The organism is Prosthecobacter sp. (assembly GCF_014879935.1).
In the GTDB taxonomy this organism is placed as follows: domain Bacteria; phylum Verrucomicrobiota; class Verrucomicrobiia; order Verrucomicrobiales; family Verrucomicrobiaceae; genus Prosthecobacter.
Map to the genome: position 1 here is coordinate 1 of NZ_JACSRD010000051.1, position 21,759 is coordinate 21,759.

General features: G+C 63.1%; 10 protein-coding genes. 6 read left to right on the plus strand and 4 right to left on the minus strand.

Annotated features, from left to right (window positions below; translation table 11 throughout):
• From IAE77_RS01150 to IAE77_RS01160, 3 genes are all read right to left on the minus strand, one after another.
• Positions 1-285: hypothetical protein (locus IAE77_RS01150; protein ID WP_294220594.1), on the minus strand; the 285-nt coding region annotated here is incomplete at its 3' end.
• 115 nt (positions 286-400) lie between these two features.
• A complete protein-coding gene (locus IAE77_RS01155) occupies positions 401-1,879 on the minus strand; it encodes a DUF1501 domain-containing protein (RefSeq protein ID WP_294220597.1) in 1,479 nt (492 codons plus the stop codon).
• A gap of 6 nt (positions 1,880-1,885) precedes the next feature.
• Positions 1,886-9,208, minus strand: coding sequence for a DUF1800 family protein (locus tag IAE77_RS01160; protein WP_294220600.1), 7,323 nt, complete (start codon positions 9,206-9,208; stop codon positions 1,886-1,888).
• Positions 9,209-9,453: 245 nt separating this feature from the next.
• Here IAE77_RS01160 and IAE77_RS01165 point away from each other — a divergent pair, with 245 nt between their 5' ends.
• From IAE77_RS01165 to IAE77_RS01185, 5 genes are all read left to right on the plus strand, one after another.
• Complete coding sequence (locus IAE77_RS01165; protein WP_294220604.1) at positions 9,454-14,757, plus strand: C39 family peptidase; 5,304 nt, start codon at positions 9,454-9,456, stop codon at positions 14,755-14,757.
• Positions 14,758-14,901: 144 nt separating this feature from the next.
• Positions 14,902-16,470: an arylsulfatase gene (locus IAE77_RS01170; RefSeq protein WP_294220606.1), complete on the plus strand. Its 1,569-nt coding sequence runs from the start codon at positions 14,902-14,904 to the stop codon at positions 16,468-16,470.
• Between the two features lie 2 nt (positions 16,471-16,472).
• Positions 16,473-17,222 carry a hypothetical protein gene (locus IAE77_RS01175; protein WP_294220610.1) on the plus strand — a complete coding sequence of 250 codons (750 nt, stop codon included), beginning with the start codon at positions 16,473-16,475 and terminating at the stop codon, positions 17,220-17,222.
• Entirely contained in the window at positions 17,219-18,538 is a 1,320-nt protein-coding gene (locus tag IAE77_RS01180; protein ID WP_294220612.1) for a polysaccharide lyase 6 family protein, read from the plus strand. The genes IAE77_RS01175 and IAE77_RS01180 overlap by 4 nt, the downstream gene beginning before the upstream one ends.
• Positions 18,535-20,067, plus strand: a complete 1,533-nt coding sequence (locus tag IAE77_RS01185) for a sulfatase (RefSeq protein ID WP_294220614.1) — start codon at positions 18,535-18,537, stop codon at positions 20,065-20,067. The genes IAE77_RS01180 and IAE77_RS01185 overlap by 4 nt, the downstream gene beginning before the upstream one ends.
• 87 nt (positions 20,068-20,154) lie before the next feature.
• On the opposite strand, the gene IAE77_RS01190 is transcribed toward IAE77_RS01185, so the two are convergent.
• Positions 20,155-20,382, minus strand: coding sequence for a hypothetical protein (locus IAE77_RS01190; protein ID WP_294220617.1), 228 nt, complete (start codon positions 20,380-20,382; stop codon positions 20,155-20,157).
• A 98-nt stretch (positions 20,383-20,480) separates the two neighbouring features.
• On the opposite strand from IAE77_RS01190, the gene IAE77_RS01195 reads away from it, so the two are divergent.
• Entirely contained in the window at positions 20,481-21,734 is a 1,254-nt protein-coding gene (locus IAE77_RS01195; protein ID WP_294220620.1) for a lactonase family protein, read from the plus strand.
• The last annotated feature ends 25 nt before the right edge of the window (positions 21,735-21,759 follow it).

Consider the following 21,759-nt stretch of genomic DNA (forward strand, 5'->3'; position numbering starts at 1 on the left):
TCGTGTTTGAAAACGTGCAGGAAAGTCGCAGCGCGACGACCGTGGCGTGGCCCGGCCTTTCAAGGCCGGGAAGATGGGAGAGCGCAGGACTTTGCCAGCAAAGGTGTGTCGCAGAGCGACACACGGACCCACGGCTGACCCAAGCACGGGTTCGAGCGTCGCGCTGCGACGCGGGCTGCGGCTGGCGGCATGACTCGTGCAAGGCCTCCCGGCCTTGAAAGGCCGGGCAACGAGACCGTTGCCGCTCTGCGGCACAGGGAAAGTGAGAGGGAGGATTTCAAACACGGCGTGGTGGTGCGTGCCAGCTAGTGGGTATTGGGGCCATTCCTGGCCCCTTCCGGACGGGGCCAGAATGCCCCGATGACAGGATGCGGCCTGACATGACTGATGGAAGGCACCTCTAGAGCATGAAGCCGAGGTCGGAGGAGGAAAAACGCGACAAGTTCGGGAAGATGGCGGCCATGTCGCTGCCGGAGACGCCGAACCACTTCGCCAGCGTGGCGGAATGCTGGTCCACGGCCAGGGTGGGGATCCAGCGGCCGGTGCCGGTGTCGTCCGGGCCGTTGATGGCGAGGGCGGGCAGGTGACCGTAGGTCTGGCCGCCTTTGACGGCACCGCCCATGACGAAGTGGTGGGAGCCCCAGCCGTGGTCACTGCCCTGGCTGTTGGTGGGGAAGGTGCGGCTGAAGTCGCTGGCGGTAAAGGTGGTGACGCTGTTGGCGACGCCGAGCTGCTCCATGGCCCGCTGGAAGGCGAACATGCACTCGCTGATGTCGTTGAGCAGATTGGCGTGGGTGCCGGTGGTGGTGTTGAGATTGGGTGTGAGGGTGACCTGGGCGGTGTGCGTGTCGAAACCGCCGGTGGAGCAGAAGAAGATCTGCCGCTTCATGTCAAAGGCCGTGGGACCACGTGCCTGGATGATGCGGGCGATCATTTTCAACTGGTTGCCCAGGCTGGAGGTGGGGAACGGGGTGTTCCAGACCCAGGTGCCGCCCTGGGCGGCCTCGTTGGTGGCGGCGATGCTGCTGTTGAGCAGATCGCCGGTGACGATGGCGTTGCTGAGCACGTCCCGATACGCTCCCCGCTGAAGATTGACGGAACTGGTGGCCATGAGATCGCGCATGGCCTTCACCCGGGTGCCGGTACCGCTCATGAGGGTGCCGCCGCTGAGGACCACGGCCCCGGCGGTGGAGACGTGATACTGGGCGATGAGATTGCCGATCTCGAAGGTGTTGTTGCCATTGAGCGACACGGACATGGAGATTTTGCCGGTGGGATTGGCATTGGCATTGAGGATGTCGGCGATGCGGCCGCCCCAGCCGGTGAGCGGCGGCTGGTCGGGGATGGAGGTCATCCACTGCGTGACCTGGTCGCTGTGGGAGAAGATCTGCGGCGGGCGATAGAAGGTGGGGTTGGCCAGGTATTGGGCGCGGGTGGTCGGACGCACGAGCGTGCCGACGTTGAACACGGGAGCGAGCTTGCCTTCGCCAAAGAGCGTCTGCATTTCGACGCAGGAGGGATGGAAGCCGTAGGTGTGGCCGTCGGCATCCTGGAAGGCGGGATCGCCGCCGTTTGGACCGGTGCGCAGAGGCAGGAGGGAGGTGGAGGGCAGGGCCAGATTGCCACGGATGGCGGTGTACTCGTTGTAGGCGGTGTTGTCGGAGGGGACGATCCAGTTGTTGGCGTCATTGCCGCCGGCCATGAAGAGGCAGACCAGCGCCCGGTAGTCCGTGAAGGTCTGGGAGGCCATGGCGGAGCTGACCAGCCGCAGGTCACGCAAGGTGCCGCCGATGGCGGTGGCGCCGAGGCCGGCGTAGGCGGTGTTCCGCAGGAAGCGGCGGCGGGTGTTGATGATTTGGGGCGCTTGGGTGGTGCTCATGGTGGTTCAGCGCTGGATGGTGAAGTCGGGACTGGTGAGGATCAGGTGCAGGAGGCTGCGGATGCGGTCCCTGCGGTTCGTGTTCGTGGGCGTCGTGGTGCCCTGATTGTAAGTGACCACGGACACATGCGCATTGGTCAGACCGGAGGCGTTCGGTGCGGCGGTGCAGTTCACCGGATTCGCGTTCGTTGTGAGTCCTCCCCCGTCCAGCCGGAAGGTGGTGGGACTGAGCACTGTGACGCCGCGTATCGTGGTGGTGTTGTTCAATGTTGAGGAAAAAGTGCCGTTCGTCACACTGCTGATGCAGACGGTGTCACCCGTGTTCAAGTTGTGCGGAATGGTGGTGGTCACCGTGCAGGGGCTGGCCACGGAAATGGACGAGATCGGCGTGGCGATGAAGTTCTTGATGACGAGCTTCGCCTGGTCGGACAACTGGCCGGACATGAGCAGCGTGTCCATCTGGTCGATGAGCGCGTCGAGGTTCTGGTTGTGCGTCCACGGCACGCTGGTGCTGGCGGGATTGCCGAGGGCGTTGTTGGCGGCGTTGCCGGTCATCCAGAATTCGAAGTTCATCACCAGCGCGTTGCCGCCGTTGTTGAAGCTGCTCATGGTGTCCAGCCCGCTGGCGAAGATGCCGTTGTAGAGATAATTCGCCTGGCGGATGACGGTGGTCTCCGCCGTCTCCTGGAATTCCGGGGTGGTGATGCCCTGGGAGGCCAGAGCGCCGGGGTATTTGTATTCCGGCAGGTAGAAGTTGAACACCGTGGGCGAGTTCAGCGGCGACTGCTCCAGATCCAGCGTCGTGTTGTTCATCGCAAAGGTGCTCGGGCGTGAGCCGACATTCCCGCTGCGGGTGAGCGGCAGCGATTTGAGCGGGAACTGATAAACGCTGTTGTTCCCCTGATTGGTGCCGAGATTGGTGCCCGAAGCGGGTGCCAGGAAGGTCCAGGTATTCAGATCCACCACGCTTTCGACGGTGACGACCATGTCCACAGGCTGCGGATTGCTGCCGGAGGTGAAGTTGAGCTGCACCTGGTCGCCAGGATTGAGCTCGTGGTTGAAGTTCGTGTCCATGGTCACGCGGCGGTCGTTCGGCGCAGCGAGACCGGAAGCGGCTGTGGTGAAGCTCCCGGGCGTGAAGCGCGGAATGATGCAGTTGCCCGTGCGGGCGCTGGCGGAGGTGTTCGCCACCGTGAAGGTGAAGGTGCCATTCGTTCCCGTTTCCGCACTGGCGGAGGTGAGCGTGTAAACGAGGCTGTCCACCGCCACATCGTTGTTCGCGGCACCGTCGCGGAACTCCACGAAGACTTTGTGGCCGTTTTGCAGCCAGTGGTTGCTCATGGTGACGGTGCAGGTGGTGGAATTGGCTGGAATGCTGTAGGTGCCCGTGGCCCAGCCGTTCGCGGTGGTGGTCAGCGTGTTGGTGCCGGTCCTCGCCACGGAGTAAGTGCCAATCCACGGTGCCGGAGTGCCGGTGGTGAAGTCCAGGAACTGATTGCTGGTGCCGGAGAAGCCATGCGGGGTGGAAGTGGTGATGGTGATCAACCGCGGATCGCTGTTGGTGCTGCTTTGGGTGTAGGTGCCAGTCCAGCCGTTCTTGCGGAAGGCACGGGCGGCGGCGGCCACACGCATCACAGGCTCGCGCTGCTTGCCGAAGGCGGGCTTGTCGATCATGTCCGGGCTGCGGGCCTCGTAATCGAGCAAGATGGCCTTGATGACCGCCTTCATGTCGCCACGGACGCCGGAGCCGTTGTCGTTGAACTTCTGCACCACGCGGTAGAGGTAATCGCGCGATGGATGGCTGGTGACGAGGCGCTGGATCAACTGACGGCAGATGAAGGGGCCGACGTTCGGATGATTGAAGAGCTGGTCGTGGGACACGTCGAGCTCAGCGGCCGGGAGCGCCTTGTAAGCCGGATCTTCCTGCTGGGCGGAGATGTGGGTGGCATACGGATCGAGCGGCTGGCCGGCCAGCGTGCGCAAGCCGGGCAGGACCTCGTTGTTGAGCAGCCGTTTCGGCCCGGTGAAGTGGCGGGCGGGCACCTCGCGCATCTGGCGGGTCCAGTTTGTCGGCGCATTCAATGCTGTGCGGAAGGCGCCGTCGTAGCCGTAGTCCCAGCCCGTGAAGACGTGGGCGAAGCCGATGATCTCGCGCTGGGTGTAGGTGTCGATCGGGGATTCCTTCGCGCTGAGCATGAGGGTGCCGTCCGGCCACATGCGGTAGAGGCCGATCGAGAAGAGCTGCTTGATCTCGCGCGCGTAGTTTTCATTCGGGATGCGACCCACGGTCTGGTCCGGCTTGTCGTTGCGCAGCATGTCCAGATAGCGGCCCATCGTCGGGGTCAGCGTGGTGCCTTCGAGGATGTCCCGGAAGTTGCCGAAGGCATTCTGCAGCAGCACGTCGTAGAAGTAGGAAAGCGAGAGCGCGTTGTTATCCAGCGGCCCCTGGGCGGAGACGACGTGGATTTCGCTCAACGCGAAGGCGATGCGCTGGCGCAACTGGTCATTACCGGTGATGGAGTTCCGCCACCAGGAGTTGAAGGTGAGGGTCTCCTCATACGCGCCGCCCTGGGCGCTGGCCTGCTCCGTGCGAATGACCTCCGGCAGGTGCGGCGTGGCCGCTTTGGTGAACTGATCATCGATCCAGGCCTCGTAACTGGCCATTCCCTGCAGGGCCTGGATGTCGCTGAGGTTCGGCCCGAAGGTGGCCTGCGTGAGGAAGCGGGCGGCGGCGGCGGCATCGGTGTGATCATCCGTCCACGAGGGCGGGGGCGGCGGCGGCGTGAAGGTGCGGGAGCCGTTCGACAGCGTGTAATTGCCGCGGATCTCGCCATTCGGATACAAGGCCGTGTGCAGATTGATGTAGGCCTTGCCCTGTTTGATCAGCTCGCGGATATCGGCGGCGGAGAGGGTGCCGGCGGCCTGGATGTTCCATTTGTGGCTGCCATCTGGCTGCGGTCCATCCCCTGGCAGCGGTTCCGTGCCATCGTAGATGATGTCCGAGGGGTGCGTGAGGTAGGGATCGGCGTGCACGTGCCAGTCCGTCAGCGGTCCGGTGAGTCCGCTGTGGTTGAAAGTCACGTAGGCCACGGTTTCGTCCTCGCTCAGCCGCAGGGTGGCTGTGCCGACGCCGTTCGTTTCCGCCCCGCCCTGGGCCAGCATGGTGGCGACATACAGTGTGCCTGAGGACGATCCCGGAGCCGGCGGCTCATACGCGGAAAGCACGTAGCCAGGCACGATTTCGGCCGGTGCAGCCTCATTTTCACCCGGTTTCGACCAGCCGACGGCCAGATTGTCGCCCGCACCGGCTCCCGCCTTGTGCAGGATCTCGAAGTAGTAGCGTTTCCCCTGCTCCAGTGCCAGCCAGGGCGATTTCTGGCCGGGCTCGGCATTCCAGGTCTGCGGCGTGGTGCTGCCGGTCGCCACGGAGGCGCGTTTGAAGGCATTGATCGAGTCGTCGTCGTTCGAGATCCACAGCTCGGCGCTGTTGCTGGCGGCGATCCAGAAGTAGTAGTTCCCCGTGACCGGAGCGGTGATGTAGCCGCGGATGCGCGCCCCGTAATTGTCGCCCGCGTCCGTCGGTGCCTGGAGTGAGGTGAGCTGGCTGGTGCTGCTGGGCACGCTGCTGGTGGGAATGGCGGCCACGGTCGTGCCCGTCACGCCGTCCCACTGCTCACGCACCACGGTGCCGCCGGCGTCCTCAACGTGCAGATTGATCAGCGAATTGCTGGTGCCGTTCGCATCGGTGATGGTGATGAGAATCTGGTAGTCGCCCGCGGCATTCGCCGGCGGTGTGCCGCTCAGAACACCGCCGCTGTAGGTCAGCCAGGGCGGAACGCCGCTCAGGTTCACGGCGGCTCCGTTGCTCACAGCCACCGGAATGATCACCTGTCCGCCGACCAGCGCGGCCACATCGGTGGCGCTCACATGGGCGGCTGGAGAGAGCGGGGCTTCAGACGGATAGAGGCGCTCCGTGGGGATGATCTGCTTTGGCTGGCTGGGGCTGAACCACGACAGCTTGCAGCGGGAGAAACCGCCGTTCTCCCAGAAGTCGAGCCGGATGTCATACTTGGTGCCGCCGATCATCGGCAGCCGCACGTAGCGTTCATTGCCGTTGGAGGACCAGTCTTTGAGCGGCTTGCTGACGAAATCGAAGTTGATGCTGCCCAGGCTGTTGTTCGCATAGCGGCCCGCAGGGTGATTGACCACGAAGGCCCCCGTCAACGAAGCAGGCACCTGCCCCGCACCGGAGCCGATCGGCACATCGATGCCGATCATCGCGATGGAACCCGTGCCCGTCGTGAATCCAGTGCCGTAACTGACGGTGAACGTCGTCGCGGTGACAGCGGTGATTGCTTTGGAGGTGTAAACCTGCCCGCTCAAGTTCCCACTGGTCGGATCCACCAGCACATTCTGCCCGATCTGAAAGGCGTTCGCCGGGAGTCCCAGTGCGGAGTAATCGATCACCGCGTTTCCATTCGTCGATGTGTAGCTGTAGGTGCCCGTGCCAGCCACATACACCGCCGTCACCGGGCGGTTGCTGATGTCGCTCACGTTGATGTTGCCGGAACCCGATGGGAACAGGCCCGCGCCGATGTTCACGGTGAAGGTGGTCGCGGTGGCCGCGATGATCTCATACGGGATCTGGCCCTGGTTCACGTTTCCCGTCGTCGGATCGATCTCCACCGTCTCCCCGACGGCGAAACTGCCTGCGGCGATGTTGGTGAGGTTGGAATAGTTCACGACCAGCAGCCCGGTGGCGGTGTCATAGGTGTAGGTGCTGCCGTTGGCGTTGGTAAGGCTTCCGCTGGATGGATCAAGCCGCACCGTCTCCCCCACCGCCACACTGCCCAGCTTCAAAATCGCGTTGGCGTGGTTCACGATCGTGTTTCCCGTGGCGCTGTCATAAATGTAAGTGCTGCCACCGGAGTTGGCAGACGGAAACATCTTCAACTCCTGAAGCTGGCCGTTGACCCACAGGGTGCAGCCGTCATCCGCCTGCACGACAAAGGTGTAGTCCTCCGTAAACTGCGGCTGCACCTGCCCGGTCCACCGCACGGTGAAGGTGTCGGGATTGATCAGGGTGGAATCAGGCGTGCCGGTGCCCCACAGGCCGTTGTTGCTGGCGGTCACCGCCGCGTCCACGCCGATGCGCACAGGCGTGTTCGAGAAAGTCGTGTTGGAGAAGGTCTTGTTGTAAACACCGGTCGAAGTGCTCGTCGCACGGCCTTCGAGGAAGCAACTGGTGCCCGTGGTGACGCTCGACGGAAGATTCGTGCCGGTGATCGGAATGGTGAAGGTGGTCGCGGTCACGCCGGAGACCGTGTAGGCGCCACTGTAGCCGGCCAGGTCCGAGAGGTTCGGCGTGAACAGGTTCCCGGCCGAGAACGCCACCGTCGCCTGCGCACCATTGCTCAGGCCATGCCCGTTCAGCGTGATCGTGGCTGTTCCGGTGGTGGCGTTCGTCCGGGTGAAGGTGTAGGTCGCCGCGTCGGTGTGGGAGTACTGCTCCCCTTGCGGGATGTTCGCAAACGTGCCTCCATCGCGGCTCCATTGCAGGCGGCAGCGGGCCTCGCCTGTCGATTCCACGTGCTCGACCCGCATGCGGTAACGCTGCGCGGCACTCCCGGGCACCACCAGCGGAATGCCGGCACTGATCTTGAAGGTGCCGATCACTTCGTCATCCGCCACGCCATCGCCAGGGCTGCCGGTGGCGGCCGTGTCCCAGCCGTGCTCGACGATCTGCTCCGCCGGATCCTGAAAAATGCCGTCGCCGTTTTGATCCAGCAGCACGCGGGCCTTGTCATCCGCATCGAGCTGGAAGCGATAGCTGCCCGCCGCGGCCGGATGCAGGTACATCTCGAACGTGTCGGAGTAGTTGTCGGGCACATTCGTCGCCGTGGTTCCAGCGGCGGCCACTGTCCCCACCCCGTTCGGCGTGCCACCCATCCATTCGAAGTTCACGTCCGGATCGACCCGCGTGATCAGCGCCGGATGCGGAAAGGATTGCATGCTGAAATTGCAACTGCTGCTGCTGCTCCCCGGCAGACCGGCCCCGGCCAGGCTCAACGTGAAAGTGCCTGAATTGACGGCCGAGACCACGTAATCCAGGTTGTTGAAAGCCGTGGTGTTCAGATTCCCTCCCGTGAAGGTCGCCCGCACCACATCCCCCACCTTCACGGCGGGTGTCTTGTTCCAGGGGATCACCACCGTGCCGGTGTAATTCGGCGACGTCCCAGAACGCGTGTAAGCATAGGTGCTGATCTCGCCAAAATTCACCCCGTGCATGTAGGTGCTGCTGGCGTTGTCATAGTACCGTGCCAGCAAACCAGTTCCTGAAGGCGCCGCGGTGTTGTTGATGACCACACTCGCCTGGGCTGCCCCGCCAATCTGCACCGGGATGGACGAATCGGTCATGCCGCCGGTCAGGGTCACCGTCACGAGTTCGCCGCCTTCCAGATTGCTGTCCAGCTGGGGAGTGATGGTGATGAACGCCTCCTTCGATCCCGGGGCAAAGTGAACACTGCCAGTCAGACTCGCAAAATCGACCCCAGGATTGGCGGAACCGCCTAACGAGTAGGTGATCGTCGCCCCCAGCAGGCTTCGATTGCGGCGCAGGCGCAGCATTCCTGGTGTGCCACCGTCTTCCGATGCAAAGGCGTTGTCGGCACCCACGGTCACGACGTCCTGGGTCTTCAGCTCCTGCGTGATCTCATCCACGTCGCTCACGCCATCGCCATTGCTGTCGGTGGAGGTGGGATTCAGCCCCAGCTTCCGCGCCACCCAGTCAGACACGCCGTCCCCGTTGCTGTCCACATCCGAGGTTTCCAGCTTGTAGAACTTCTTAGCGTCACCCGGCTTCTGGATCGATATGAAAACCTCCGCCTGATCCGCAGCAGGGACATATACCTGAACATCCGAGACCGGAGTTTGCAGCGTTTCTGCCACCCAAACAGGACCCGCAGGACCGTCCGAGCTGAGCACCCGGTATTGCTTGCCGGCTTCCACCTTCGCTGTGAAAACGACGGCAGCCCCCGCGATTGTCATGTCGCCGATTTTGAAGCAATCGTTGGCCTTGAACGGATCCGTGCCCGCGATCGACTCAACGATGTTTTTGCAGCCGTCCTTGTCGTCGTCCCCGTCCGGGTCGAGCGCCCATGCGTTAAACAGCCCCTGCCAGATGTCATCCAGCCTGTCTGATCCGTTGGTCTGGTCTACAGGCACCTGGCCAGGCGGCCATTTGATCTGATCAGTGACGGACGCGATGGCAGATACGGACCATAGGCACAACGGCAACAAGGCCAGCATGCGGAAACGACGGGCGGACATAACTAAGAGTGGTTGGATTCAATCGTGTCCCGGATGGCGGGTTGTTGCCGCCACACTGGATTGAAAATGAATTAACTACGATGTTACCGAATCCAGCGCCCTTAGGTCAATTCCAAAGGTTGTAACATAGGCTGGTCGCCCGGGAATGAGGTGACGCGTGACTCCTGCCCCGGCAACCAATTCCACATCGAGGATGATCACCGCTTGCCAAATCTCGCCCCACTCCGCTATGACGGCGCGCATCCATGGCTGATGACGATTTGATCCCGAAATTGCCGCTCAGGGAAACTGGCACAACACGAGCAAACGTGGACGCGGCGCTCATTGAGGAAAGCACGCGGCTGTATGATGAAGGACGCTATGTCGATGCCTGGCGTCACGTGCGCACGGCCGGCCCTCTGCAGCTTTGGCGTGGCTCTGACGCGCAGACATTTGCCTTTCGTCTCTCCAACAACCTCGGTGCCTCCCGCCTCGGACAGTTGCTGATCTGCCGTGCACGTCGCGAGGATCCGCTGAATGTCACCACAGCAGTGCACTTTGGATATTATCTTCAGGGCCAGGGTTTGCTGCGCAGTTGGCGGCACTGTCTGGCGTCCGAGTTGCTTGCCAAGGAGCGGCCGCACGAGTTGTCCTACCTCAAAAGCATGCGGGCGGTCATCGCAGGCCACTATCGTGACTTCGGCACGGCGTTTCCGCTGCTGGAGGAGGCATTGGCGCTGAATCCACAATCGCCGTGGCTGGCGGTGGAGCATGCGACGTTGTTGCTCTCCGCCGAGCGGAGGCAGGAAGCCCTGGAAGTGCTCGAACAATCGTTGCAGTGGAAGGCCTGGTACCGGCCCGCAGTGCAGTTCCGCGCACGCATGCTGCATCTTCTCGGCCGCGTGGACGAGGCCATCGCCTTCCTGACGGAAGCGCTCGGCCACATGCAGAGCGCCGTCATCGTCATGCAGCTCATGACCTTGAAACGGGAGGTCGATGACCACGCGGGAATGGAGGCGTTGGCTGATCGCTATGACGAGCTGGCAGTGATCGCGGGCAAGGCGGAGCGCCAGTGGGTCACCGCTCGTCGTGTGGACCTGCTCACGCTGCGCGGAGACTATCCGCAGGCGGCGGCCGAGGCGGAAAAACTGCCCGGCACCCACTACGCCGCCTTTGCCAGCAGGCTGCGTGCGCCTGGCGTCCAGAACACGCGAAAACGTCTTCCCACCGAGTTTGTGCTGCAAAAGCACAACACCTGCGCGCCCGCCACCCTCGCCGCCATCGCCGCCTACTGGCGCAAACCGATCTCCATGGAGCAGATCACCGACGCCATCTGCTACGACGGCACTTACGACCACAGTGAGCGCACCTGGGCGCGGGAGAATGGCTTCACCTCCCGCGAGTTCACCGTGACGCTGGAGGCCGCGCAGCAGCTCATCGACGCCGGCATTCCCTTTGTCCTGCACACCGTGGAGGTCGGCAGCGGACATTCGCAGGCCGTGGTGGGCTATGACCTGCTGCGTGAGAGTCTTTTCATCCAGGATCCGGGTGAACCGCATTACCGGGAGGTGAACACCGACGAGTTCCTGCAAAACTACCGCCTCAACGGTCCGCGCGGCCTCGTGCTGGTGCCGGCGGAGCAGGAAGACAGGCTGGTCTCCTTCACCTTGCCCGACGCAGAGCCCTATGAGCACTACCACCGCCTGAACAAGGCACTCTCCGTTTATCAGCGGGATGAGGCACAGGCCGCGCTGGAAGATTTGGAACGTCTCGCGCCGCAACACCGCCTCACACTGCTGGCACACGTCACCATGGCCAGCTTTGATGGCAACGAAGTCGCGCGACTCCATGCGATCGAACGCCTCCTGGAGGTGTATCCCGACGATCCGAGGCTTCTCCACTGGCACTACAACGCGCTGCGCACCCTCGGGACCCGTGCTGAACGCCTGCGCCTGCTGCGTGGTGTCGTGACGCAGAAGATCTGCCCTCCCGCCTTCTACATGCACCTGGCCACGGAGCTGCTGGATGACGCACGGGACTGGCCGGAGGCGCGTTCGCTCGTCCGCCGTGCCCACCGCCGCCATCCCACGGACACCGGGCTGCTCTCGGCTCTCGGCGCGGTGCTCCGCCGCGTGGAAAACGCGTCGGCGGACGACTGGCTGGTCCCCTGCCGCTTTGCCGTGACGATGACGGACAAGGTGGAGGCGAACGCGGAATCCTGGTTCGCCCTCATGCGCAGCCAGGGCCGCACCGACGAGGCGCTGGAGTGGCTGCGCAGGCGTGTGCGCGATTATGGAGCCCGAACGCCGGCACCGGCCATGACACTGGCCTTTGCGCTCGATTCCATGAACCTGCCGGAGGCCCACGATGTCCTGCGGGCCGCGTTGGAGCAGCATCCTGCCGCGGGCGACCTCCTGCTGCAGTTGCTCCATTTCGAAATGCGGCTCGGAAATGCCGCCGAGGCTGAAAAACTCCTCGAACGTGCCTGCGGTCACTCCGCCCCCGGCCAGTGGCTTCGTGCGAAGGCGGCGTTGAAGGGCCGTTTCACCGGTCACGCGGCCGAGATGGCGGTCTGCCGCGAGATTCTGGACAAGGAGCCCCTCGCGCTGGATGCCCACGGTGCCTATGCGCGTGATCTGGCCGCCGCTGAGGGTGCCCAGGCGGCATTGCAGCACGTGGCAGGCATGGCCGCACGCTTTCCCCATCACCACGGAATCGCGAAGCTTCACGCCCAGTGGCTGCGGGAAACCGCGCCGCAGCAGGCCGTCGAACGCCTTCGCGAAATCACCGCCCGTCATCCTGACGATGCCTGGGGACAGCGGGAGCTGGCGCTTTTGTTGAACGACCTCGGCCGTGGCGCGGAGGCGCTCGAACACGCGCAAAAAGCCGTCGAGATCGCCCGCGATCATGCCATCAGCCATGCAGTGGTTGCGAGCGTGCTCGCCGAGCTCGGCCGCAATGCGGACGCGCAGGAGAGTTACCACGCTGCGATCCATCTGGATGTGAACCAGCCAGGCTGCATCGCCGGTCTTCTCCTGCTGCAGCCCGGCACGGACGCCAAACGACGCGAGCTTCGCCTTGTCCATGAGGAGATGGTGCGCCAGGTGCTCACGGGTGCCACGCTGCACGCCTATCGCACCCATGCTTTCGGTGTGCTCAGGCAGGAGGAGCTGCTCGGCGAGCTCCGCGTCATCCACGCCGCGCGTCCGGACCTGTGGGAAACCTGGAGCGTCCTGATCGAGCAGCTTTGCGATTGTGGAATGACGGACGAGGCCCTGCGCGTGGCTCAGCAGACGACAGAGAAATTCGTCCTCCTGCCCGGCGCGTGGCATGACATGGCCGAGGTCTGGAATCGTGCGGGCAAACCCGAGGCCGCGCTCCAATGCGCGCGCCACATGGTGACGCTCAGCCCGGACTGGTCCACCGGCTGGTGTCTTCTGGCCCGATACCTGGATGAAGCCCAGCGCCACGAGGAGGCGCTCGAGACTCTGCGGGCCGCCTGTGCGCGCCTGCCGCAGGATTCTGCCACACGCCAGCAGCTCTCCGAGCTGCTCTTCCGGCTCCAACGCCGTGAAGAAGCCTGGGACATCGCGGAAAATGCCGTTCAGGAGGATCCCGGCGCGGCGTGGGCCTGGAGCTGCCTGCATTCGTGGGCGCCGGTCATGCAACGTCTGCCGCGCCTCATCGCGATCGCGGAAAAGCTCACGTGTGACCGCCCGGACGAGGCCCGCTCCTGGGACACGCTCGCTCGTCTGCTGCCGTATTCCCGCATCACCGAGCTGCTGGCGGCCAATGAACGTGCGCTCCAGCTCAATCCACGGCTCGTGGACGCCTATGACTTCCGCATGGAGACACTGGCAAGAATGGGCCGCATGGATGATGCGGAACGCGTTCTCGAATCGACTCCCTGGCGCAGCGAGGAAATGCCTTTTCCTCTGCAAGGCCGGCACGCATGGCTGCAGGCGGTGCGTGGAGACGTGGCGGGTGCCATGCGCCGCATGCGCGTCGTGCTGGAGCGGCACCGTGACTACCAATGGGGATGGGACATGTATGCCACGTGGGCCGAACAGCGCTCCGACCTCTCAGAATGGCGTCGCGCCGCGGAAGAAATGATCCGCCTCGCGCCGCGGCAGCCCGGGCCCTATTGCGCAGCGGCGGAGGCAGCTCTGCGCGCCGGGCAGCGTGATCGTGCGATCACGCTTTTGCGGCAGGCCTTGCAGGCCGACCCCGGCAGCCCGCTCGCTGCGCAATTGCTCCTCGATCTGCATTGGCAGAAGCGGGAGATCGACCTTCTTCGCCAGGCTGCGGCAGGACTGACCAGCACCGGCACCTGCGGTCTGATCAAGCGCGTGTATCTCATGCTCGCCGCCGTTCACAGCGGGGAGCAGGACAAGGCACGCACGGAGCTCGACTGGCTGGCCACCCAGCCGGACATGCTGGGTCCCTTGCTCAAAACGATCCTGGACTACTTCCAGTCCAACCAGCGCAAGGCTGGCACCCTCCTCAACGACGCCCTGGCCGCCGCCGTGACGGCCGACACCATCGGTCCCTCCTTTGCCATCCTCTGGGTGGAAACAGAGGTCAGCCAGCAACGCTGGCAGTGCTGGCAGCGCCTCGCCACCTGGAGCGAACGGCTCGGCGAACGATTGAATTTCGCCATCGCTCACTACCTCGACAGCATCGGCCAGGCAGGCGCTGCCGTGCCTCACGTGGAAGCCTTTGCCGCACGCTGCGGGCCGGCCCTGCGTGCGGATGCGGAGATCTGGGGCAAGGTGGGTTACGCGCTCGCCTGCGCTGGTGCTTGGCGCTCCTGCGCGGACTGGCTCATGCCGGACTACCGCCGTGAAGACGCCCCGGCGTGGGCGCTCTGGAACCTTTCTCACAGCCAGCGCATGCTTCAAGCCAACGATCTCGCCGCCGAGGTCAGCCAGCATGTCCTCGCCAGGGGATTGCGGGACGACACCTGGCCTCAACATGTCAGCACTGCCGCGTATGGCCTCGCTGTGGTCAAACGCGATTACGCTGCTGCCCAGGAACTGCTGGAAAGCGAGCCCCCACCGGAGTTCGACGCGCCCGAGGCACGGCTCCGCTACCTGATCGCCCGCGGGATCGCGCAGGTGCACACCCAGCCAGCTCACATCGGTGCCGGAGTGTTCAAAAACTTCCTCGCTGAGGCAAAGCCGATCATCACCGGCCGTGCATTGTCCAATCAAGCCCGGTCTGAATTCGACGACGCCTTCAACGACATGCAACAGCACACCGGCGCACGCGTCTGGCCGTGGGAGCGCCCGAAGTTCACCACTCGCGCTGGCTACCAGACGTCCGGCGGCAACCGCTGGCTCTACATCATCCTCGGCATCCTGCTCATCAACATCGTGCGGCATTGTCCGCAGCAGCACCGCCGCTCCAACCTCCAACCGGAGTGGGATGACAAGGTTCGCCCCCTGCAGCAGGACCGAGTCCAGCCGATCTTTCCTCCTGCCAATCCACCGCAAGGCAACCTGCTGCCTTCAGGGATGCGACTTGAAGGCATCTTTGGCGGCGACGGCAAGCCGCCTGACAGCCGTTAAATCCAGCAGCTTTGCCATCGACGAATGCGGTCCAATGACATGAAACCAATCGTGCGCGCCGCGTGAGGTGGCGATTTCCGGCAAGGGGACGAATGTCATTGCTGCTGCCAGTAGCAGCCGCCGACGTTCGTTCATCCATCGACCATGAAACACCTGCTGCTCTTCATTCTCCTCTCGAACTCGCTCTCCGCGGCCCTGTCCTCCGACGCTTCAGCAAAGGACGGAAAGCCGAACTTCGTCATTATACTCGCCGATGACCTCGGTTATGGCGACATGCAGGCGAACAACCCGGAGCGCGGCAAGATCCCGACGCCGAACATGAACCGGCTCGCGGCGGAGGGCATGCGCTTCACGGACGGGCATTCGAGTTCGGGCTGCTGCTCGCCCTCACGCTACACGCTGCTCACCGGGCGCTACCATTGGCGCACAACACTGCAATCGGGCATCGTTGGCTCATGGGGCAAGCCTTTGATCGCGAAAGATCGCGTCACCATTGCCTCACTCGCGAAAGAACAGGGCTACGCGACGGCCTGCATCGGCAAATGGCATCTCGGAAGCGACTGGCCGATCACGCCGGCGCAGAAAGCGCACTTTGGCGGCTTCGGTGGCAAAGCAGGCGGTGGTGGACAGGTCTCGACGACGATCACCGATGCACATCGCGAGACGTGGAAGGCGGTTTTTTCGCAACGCATCCCCGGCGGGCCGACGGAACGCGGCTTTGACGAGTATTTCGGCACCGACGTGCCGAACTGGCCGCCGTATTGCTTCATCGACGGCGATCGCACCGTCGGCATCCCGAGCGAGTTGCTGCCCACGTCGAAGCTCGTGAAGAATCAGGCAAGCCTGCAAGGCCCCGCGCTGCCGAATTGGCAGCTTGAGGGCATTTTGCCCGCCTTGGCGACTCGCGCGGAGAACTTCATCCAGACGCAGTCAGCGGCCAAGAAGCCCTTTTTGCTCTATCTGCCGCTCACCTCGCCGCACACGCCGCTGGCCGTGAATGCCGAGTGGAAGGGCAAAAGCGGACTGAATAGTGATTACGCCGATCTGGTGATGGAAACCGATGTGGTGCTCGGTCGTGTGCTCGACGCGCTGAAAGCCGGTGGCGTCGAGGAGAACACCTTCGTGCTTTTCACCAGCGACAACGGCTGCGCGTCCTACATCGGCGTGAAGGACATGGAAAAGCAAGGCCACTATCCCAGCGGGCCGCTGCGCGACTACAAAGCGTCCGTTTATGAAGGCGGCCACCGAGTGCCCTTCGTCGTGAAATGGCCCGGAGTCGTCAAAGCAGGCAGCGTGTGCAAGCAACTCGTGCTGCAAGCCGACACCATCGCCACTCTGGCCGAAATCCTCGGCGCACAGCTCCCTGACACCGCCGGCGAAGACAGCTTCAGCCTGATGCCGCTGCTCAAAGGCGAAGACCGCCCCATCCGCACGAACGCCGTCAACACCGCCTGCGGCGGCACGCCCAGCTTCCGCGATGGTCCATGGAAATACATCGCCCATGCCGAGCCGGAACTCTACAACCTCGACGAAGACCTCGCCGAGTCCATGAACGTCGCCCCGCTGCATCTCGACCGCGTCAAAACCATGCAGGCCGCCTTCGAAAAACTCATCCGCGCCGGCCGCAGCACGCCCGGTGCGCCACAAAAGAACGACATCAAGGTCGTGCGCTACCCGAAGGCTCCTGCTCCAGCCAAAGCGAAGAAGAAATAGTCATGAAACTCGCCCTGCTCTTCCTCAACACGCTCTGCCTTGTCGCCAAGGCCGAGGATCCCGCCACGCTGATGACCACACGCGGCAAACGGCTCGCCTGCGAAGATTTCGCTGCCGCGCCAGCTCCGTTCACGGGCAAGCCGGTGGGCTTCGCGAGCGGGTTCAGCGGCTGGCGCTACAACAGTTCGGCCACGGGCGGCAAAGGCGGGCGTTGGGAGATCGCGAATGGCGAGTTCCGCGGCATCGAGACGCCGGGAGCGAATCATCCGGCCACGGCTTCGTTAGGGATGACGTTTCAAGACGCGATTATCCAGTGCGAGGTGCGGCTGAACGACGTGCCGGACGAGGGTCGGAAGTATCGCTCGCTGTTCGTGAAGGCCACGGACGCGAAGGACTACGTCATCTCGCTCAGCCTCGGCCAAGGTGGGCTGTTTTTGACGCCGTATGACGCGGACAAGATCAATCCGGCCACCAAACAGCGCGAAAAAGGCAGCACGGTGAAGCTCTTGAAGCCCATCAAGCTCAACGAGTGGCACACGGTCGTGCTCGAAATCCGAGGCGATGAAGTCGTCGGCACGCTGGATGGGCAAAGCATCACATTGAGCAATTCGCTCATCGGTGCCGCGAAGCACAGCCTCATGCTCGGCGCGGGCACGGATGCGAGCTTTCGCAAACTCCGCGTGTGGGAAGCGCTGCCGAATGCCGCGTGGGAGAAGAACAAAGCGAAACTCACAGCCGCCGCGAAGCCATGAGAGCCGTGCTTTGTCTTTGCTTGTGGAGCGCATGCGTGATGGCGGCCGAGCTGCCGAAGACACTGCGGCTCGATCTTCAGCGCCCGATTGATCCGCGAATCGCGAAGATCGAATCGGCTGAGTTTGGCGGCGGTGATGTGCATGTGGTTCGTGCGGCGGTCGAGGTGCGGGCGTTGTCCGGCAAGCTCAAGCCGGGCGATCAGCTCGTGCTGGCGGGAACAGCGTGGAAAGATGCTCGGTTCACGTTTGAAGGTCGCGGCACGATGGAGGCACCGATTGTTATCCGGCCGGAGAAGCCGGGGAGCGTGAGTTTCACCGGCGAATCGGCGGTGACGTTTCATGGCGAGCATCTGATCGTGCATGATCTGGCCTTCGTGGGCGTGACGGTGTCGAGAAACAACGAGGTGCTCTTCCGCGTGGGCAATGGCGAGGCGAAACCGGCGAATCACTGCATCTTCAATCGACTGCGCTTTGAGAGCTGCGGCTCCACGAATCCAGCGAACTGGGCGAAGCTGCATCTGTGGCTCATGAGCATGCGCGGTCGTGGCAACACGGTGTCGAACTCAATCTTCCGCGGCTTTAAACACATCGGTCAGATGATCGGCGCGGCGGAATTGCCGAAAGACGGCTTGCAACAACTCCACGTGCTCAACAACCGCTTCATCGACCGGCCGAAGATCGACGATCAAAACGGCTACGAGATCCTGCAAATCGGCTGGAGCGGCGAAAAGGCCGCCGCATCGGGCACTTTGATCGCAGGAAACGTTTTCGAGAACTGCGATGGCGAAAACGAGATCGTGTCGCTGAAGGCCTCCGACGTCGTGGTGCGTGAAAATCAGTTCCTTGGCTGCCAGGGCGTGCTCTCGCTGCGTTCGGCGAATCGCGTGCTCGTGCAGGGCAATGTCTTCGATGGTCAGGGGCAGGAAAACGTCGGCGGAATCACGCTCGAAGGTTCTGATCATGTGCTGATCGGCAACACGTTCCGTCGTTTGGTGAAACAGGGAAACTACTACTTCTGGACCATCGCCATGGCCGCTGGCAGCGCCGAAAACTACGGCGACAACGGCGATGTCGCCGGCTACGGCCGACCGAAGAACATCCTCATCACGCAAAACCGCTTCGAGCACTGCGACTCGCGCATCGCGGCGGGCGCTTACTTGAGAAAGGAGTTCCCGCTGCTGCCGAAAAACATCCGCGTGGAGCAAAATGCCTTCATCGGCACGAAAACGACCACCGCCTTCGATTTCACCGCCGACGACCCGAGCGGCGAACTGCCCAAAGAGCTGCACGAGTCTGCAAACACCTTCGAGCCATGAAACACCTGCTGCTGCTCTTTTCGTCATTCGCCATTCTGCATTCGTCATTCGCGGCGGAGCCGCGTCCCAACATCCTGCACATCCTCGCGGATGACATGGGATGGAATGCGCTGAGCTGCTATGGCAACAAGGACCTGCAAACGCCGAACTTGGATCGGCTCGCGGCGCAGGGGATGCGCTTCACGCAGGCGTATGCGGATGCCCAGTGCTCGCCGACGCGGGCGGCGTTTCTTTCGGGGCAATACGGGGCTCGCACGGGTGTGTTCAAGGTGTTGAACGAGAAGGAGCCGTCGTTTGCGCCGATGCGGTCGGCGGAGGCGAAGGATGCGTTGGGGCCGGAGACGGCCACCTTGGCGACCACGTTGCGAAAGGCGGGCTACACGACGGGCATCAGCGGCAAGTGGCACATCGCGAACAACTACGCGGTGGCCGCCCTGCGGAAGCGTGAGGGCTACTTTGACTCCTACGGCTTCGATTTTGCCGGTCCGGCGAATGGGAACGAGCATCACGAGGACAAAACGGTCACCGCCATCACGGATGACATCATCGGGTTCATCGAAGCGAACCGCAGCAGGCCGTGGTTTGCGTTTGTATCGCATTTCAGCCCGCACACGAAGCTGGAAGCGCCAGAGGCTTTGATCGCGAAACATGTCGCACGCGGCTTTAAGCGGTCGGCGGACGATGAAGGCAAGTCCACCGAGCGCCCCATCGCCAACTACCTCGCCATGCTGGAGCATCTCGACAACGAAGTGGGCCGCTTGCTCGCGAAACTCGACGCGCTCTGCCTCGCGGAGAACACGCTCGTCATCTTCACCAGCGACAACGGCGGCCTCTCCCGCGTGACGAACAATGCGCCGCTCCGCGAAGGCAAAGGATCGCCCTACGAAGGCGGCATCCGCGTGCCGCTGATCGTGCGCTGGCCTGACAACGTGAAGCCTGGCAGCGAGTGTGATGTGCCAGTGCACACGGTGGATTTTTATCCGACGTTTGTGAGTGTGGCTGCTTCGCAACGCAGCCCTCTCGCTCCGCGAGAGGAGCCGAAGACTCCGCCCGCCAACAACGCTACCGATTCATCGGACATTCCTCCTGCCAGCAACACGCCCCGTTCATCTCGACGGAGCGAGATGACTACTTTGGACGGCGAGAGCCTCCTGCCGCTGCTCACGCAAACAGGCACGCTCCAGCGCTCTGCCTTGTTCTGGCGCATGCCCACCTACACCACGAACTACGGCCGCACGCCCTGCGCCGTCATCCGCGAGGGCGATTGGAAGCTCATTCACTGGTTCGGCGACTACCTCGACACCACCGGCTTCACGCCCGACGACAAACCCTACGGCAAACTCGTCGTCGGCCCGCGCACCGAGGTCTTCAACCTCCGCGAAGACCCCTACGAAACGCGCAACGTCGCCGCTGAGCGCCCGAAGAAGACCACCCACCTCACCAACGCCCTCAACGCTTGGCTCAAACGCACCGGTGCAAAGCTGCCGACGCCGAATCCGGCTTTCGATGAGAAGCGGTGGTGGAAGTAGAGCGGAAGTGCTTCAACTTGCCCCTGGGTTTGTATCACAATATGGGAACCATGATAGATCCCCTTGTCAAACGTCACTAAGCCAACCTCAGCTATGACACATTACCAGTTGGTTGGATCCATCCGAAGCGCTTAGCACCGTCTGCCAAAGCGCCTTCGCCTCGCCGGGATCCATCACTGTTTCAAAGGCGATGATGGATTTCAGTCCCGCATCGCGCAGCGGCTTGCTGCACAGGATCATGGTCCACACCGAGAGCGCGGCGAGCACGGCGATGATCACCCACTTCGCCACGGAAGGTTCCAGCAAGAGTTTCATGCCCGCATGATCTCATGGGCGTCAAGAGCCCCTGTCGCGTCCGCTTTGAAGCGGAAGCGCTGCATGAGCCCCGTCTCGAAAGCCGTTTGTCACCACGCATGTCTGACTCCCTGCCCTCCCGCCGTTTCTTCCTGCAATCCGCCGCCGCTGCGTTGCTCGCGCCCGCACTTTCATCCCAGGCCGCTGATGCTTCGGGCAAACTCGTCGCCTATGTCGGCACCTACACCTCGCCTTTGAAGAACATGCGGCCCACCCAGGTCGATCTGCCGCCTGGAAATGGCCGCGGCATCCACCTTTTCGAAATGGATCGCGCCACCGGCAGGCTCTCGCCGCTCAGCGTCGTCGAAATGGGCACCAGCCCGAGCTGCCTCGCGCTGAATCCCGCGAAGACACATCTCTATTCCGGGAATGAGACCGAGCGCCTCGGCGATGACGAGTCCGGCAGTGTCAGCGCCTTTAAAATCGACCCCGCCACCGGCGAACTGAAGCTCCTCAACAGCGTGCGTTCCGGCGGCAAAGGTCCGGCGCATCTCACCGTGCATCCGAACGGCAGATTCGTGCTCGTGGCGAACTACTTCGGCGGTTCCGTGGCCGTTTTGCCCCTCCAGCCCGATGGCAGCCTCGGCGAAGCCACCGATGTGAAAAAAGACAGCGGCACCGTGGGCCCCACAAAGGCCACCAATGCCGCGCCGGGCAGCTTTGCCATCAGCGGCCACGATCAGACGCACGCGCACATGATCGAGGCCGATCCTTCCGGCAAATGGGTGCTGCATGTCGATCTCGGCCTCGACCAGATCCTTGTGTGGAAGTTTGACGGGGAGACAGGCAAGCTCACACCAGCCGAATCCCCCTCCATTTCCCTCCCGCCGGGCGATGGCCCGCGCCACTTCGCCTTTCATCCCGATGGCCGCTGGCTCTACAGCATCCAGGAAGAAGGCTCCACCATCGTGCTCTTCGACTTTGATCCGCAAAACGGCCGCCTCACCGCGCGACAGACGATCTCCAGCCTGCCGCCTGGCTATGCCGGCAGCAATTTCTGCTCGGAGATCCTCGTCTCCGCCGACGGCCGCTTCGTCTATGCCGGCAACCGCCTGCACGACAGCATCGGCATCTTCGCCATCGGCGCGGACGGCACGCTCACCTACGTCACCGAGGAGTGGACGCGTGGCGATTACCCGCGCAGCTTCACCTTCGATCCCTCCGGCCAGTTCCTTCACTGCTGCAACCAGCGCGCCGACCACATCGCCACCTTCCAGGCGGACAAAAGCACCGGCAAACTCACCTTCACCGGCCACTACACGCCCGTCGGCAATCCCTCGCAGATCGTGTTTCACACGCTGTCAGCCAGGTAGCGGACGTGTTTTGGCGGCTGAATCG

What these genes read in the sequence shown, in the direction of transcription:
- IAE77_RS01155 (WP_294220597.1), bottom strand. Translation starts at nt 1,879, where the DNA reads ATGAGCACCACCCAAGCGCCCCAAATCATCAACACCCGCCGCCGCTTC.
- IAE77_RS01160 (WP_294220600.1), bottom strand. Translation starts at nt 9,208, where the DNA reads ATGTCCGCCCGTCGTTTCCGCATGCTGGCCTTGTTGCCGTTGTGCCTA.
- IAE77_RS01165 (WP_294220604.1), top strand. Translation starts at nt 9,454, where the DNA reads ATGGCTGATGACGATTTGATCCCGAAATTGCCGCTCAGGGAAACTGGC.
- IAE77_RS01170 (WP_294220606.1), top strand. Translation starts at nt 14,902, where the DNA reads ATGAAACACCTGCTGCTCTTCATTCTCCTCTCGAACTCGCTCTCCGCG.
- IAE77_RS01175 (WP_294220610.1), top strand. Translation starts at nt 16,473, where the DNA reads ATGAAACTCGCCCTGCTCTTCCTCAACACGCTCTGCCTTGTCGCCAAG.
- IAE77_RS01180 (WP_294220612.1), top strand. Translation starts at nt 17,219, where the DNA reads ATGAGAGCCGTGCTTTGTCTTTGCTTGTGGAGCGCATGCGTGATGGCG.
- IAE77_RS01185 (WP_294220614.1), top strand. Translation starts at nt 18,535, where the DNA reads ATGAAACACCTGCTGCTGCTCTTTTCGTCATTCGCCATTCTGCATTCG.
- IAE77_RS01190 (WP_294220617.1), bottom strand. Translation starts at nt 20,382, where the DNA reads ATGAAACTCTTGCTGGAACCTTCCGTGGCGAAGTGGGTGATCATCGCC.
- IAE77_RS01195 (WP_294220620.1), top strand. Translation starts at nt 20,481, where the DNA reads ATGTCTGACTCCCTGCCCTCCCGCCGTTTCTTCCTGCAATCCGCCGCC.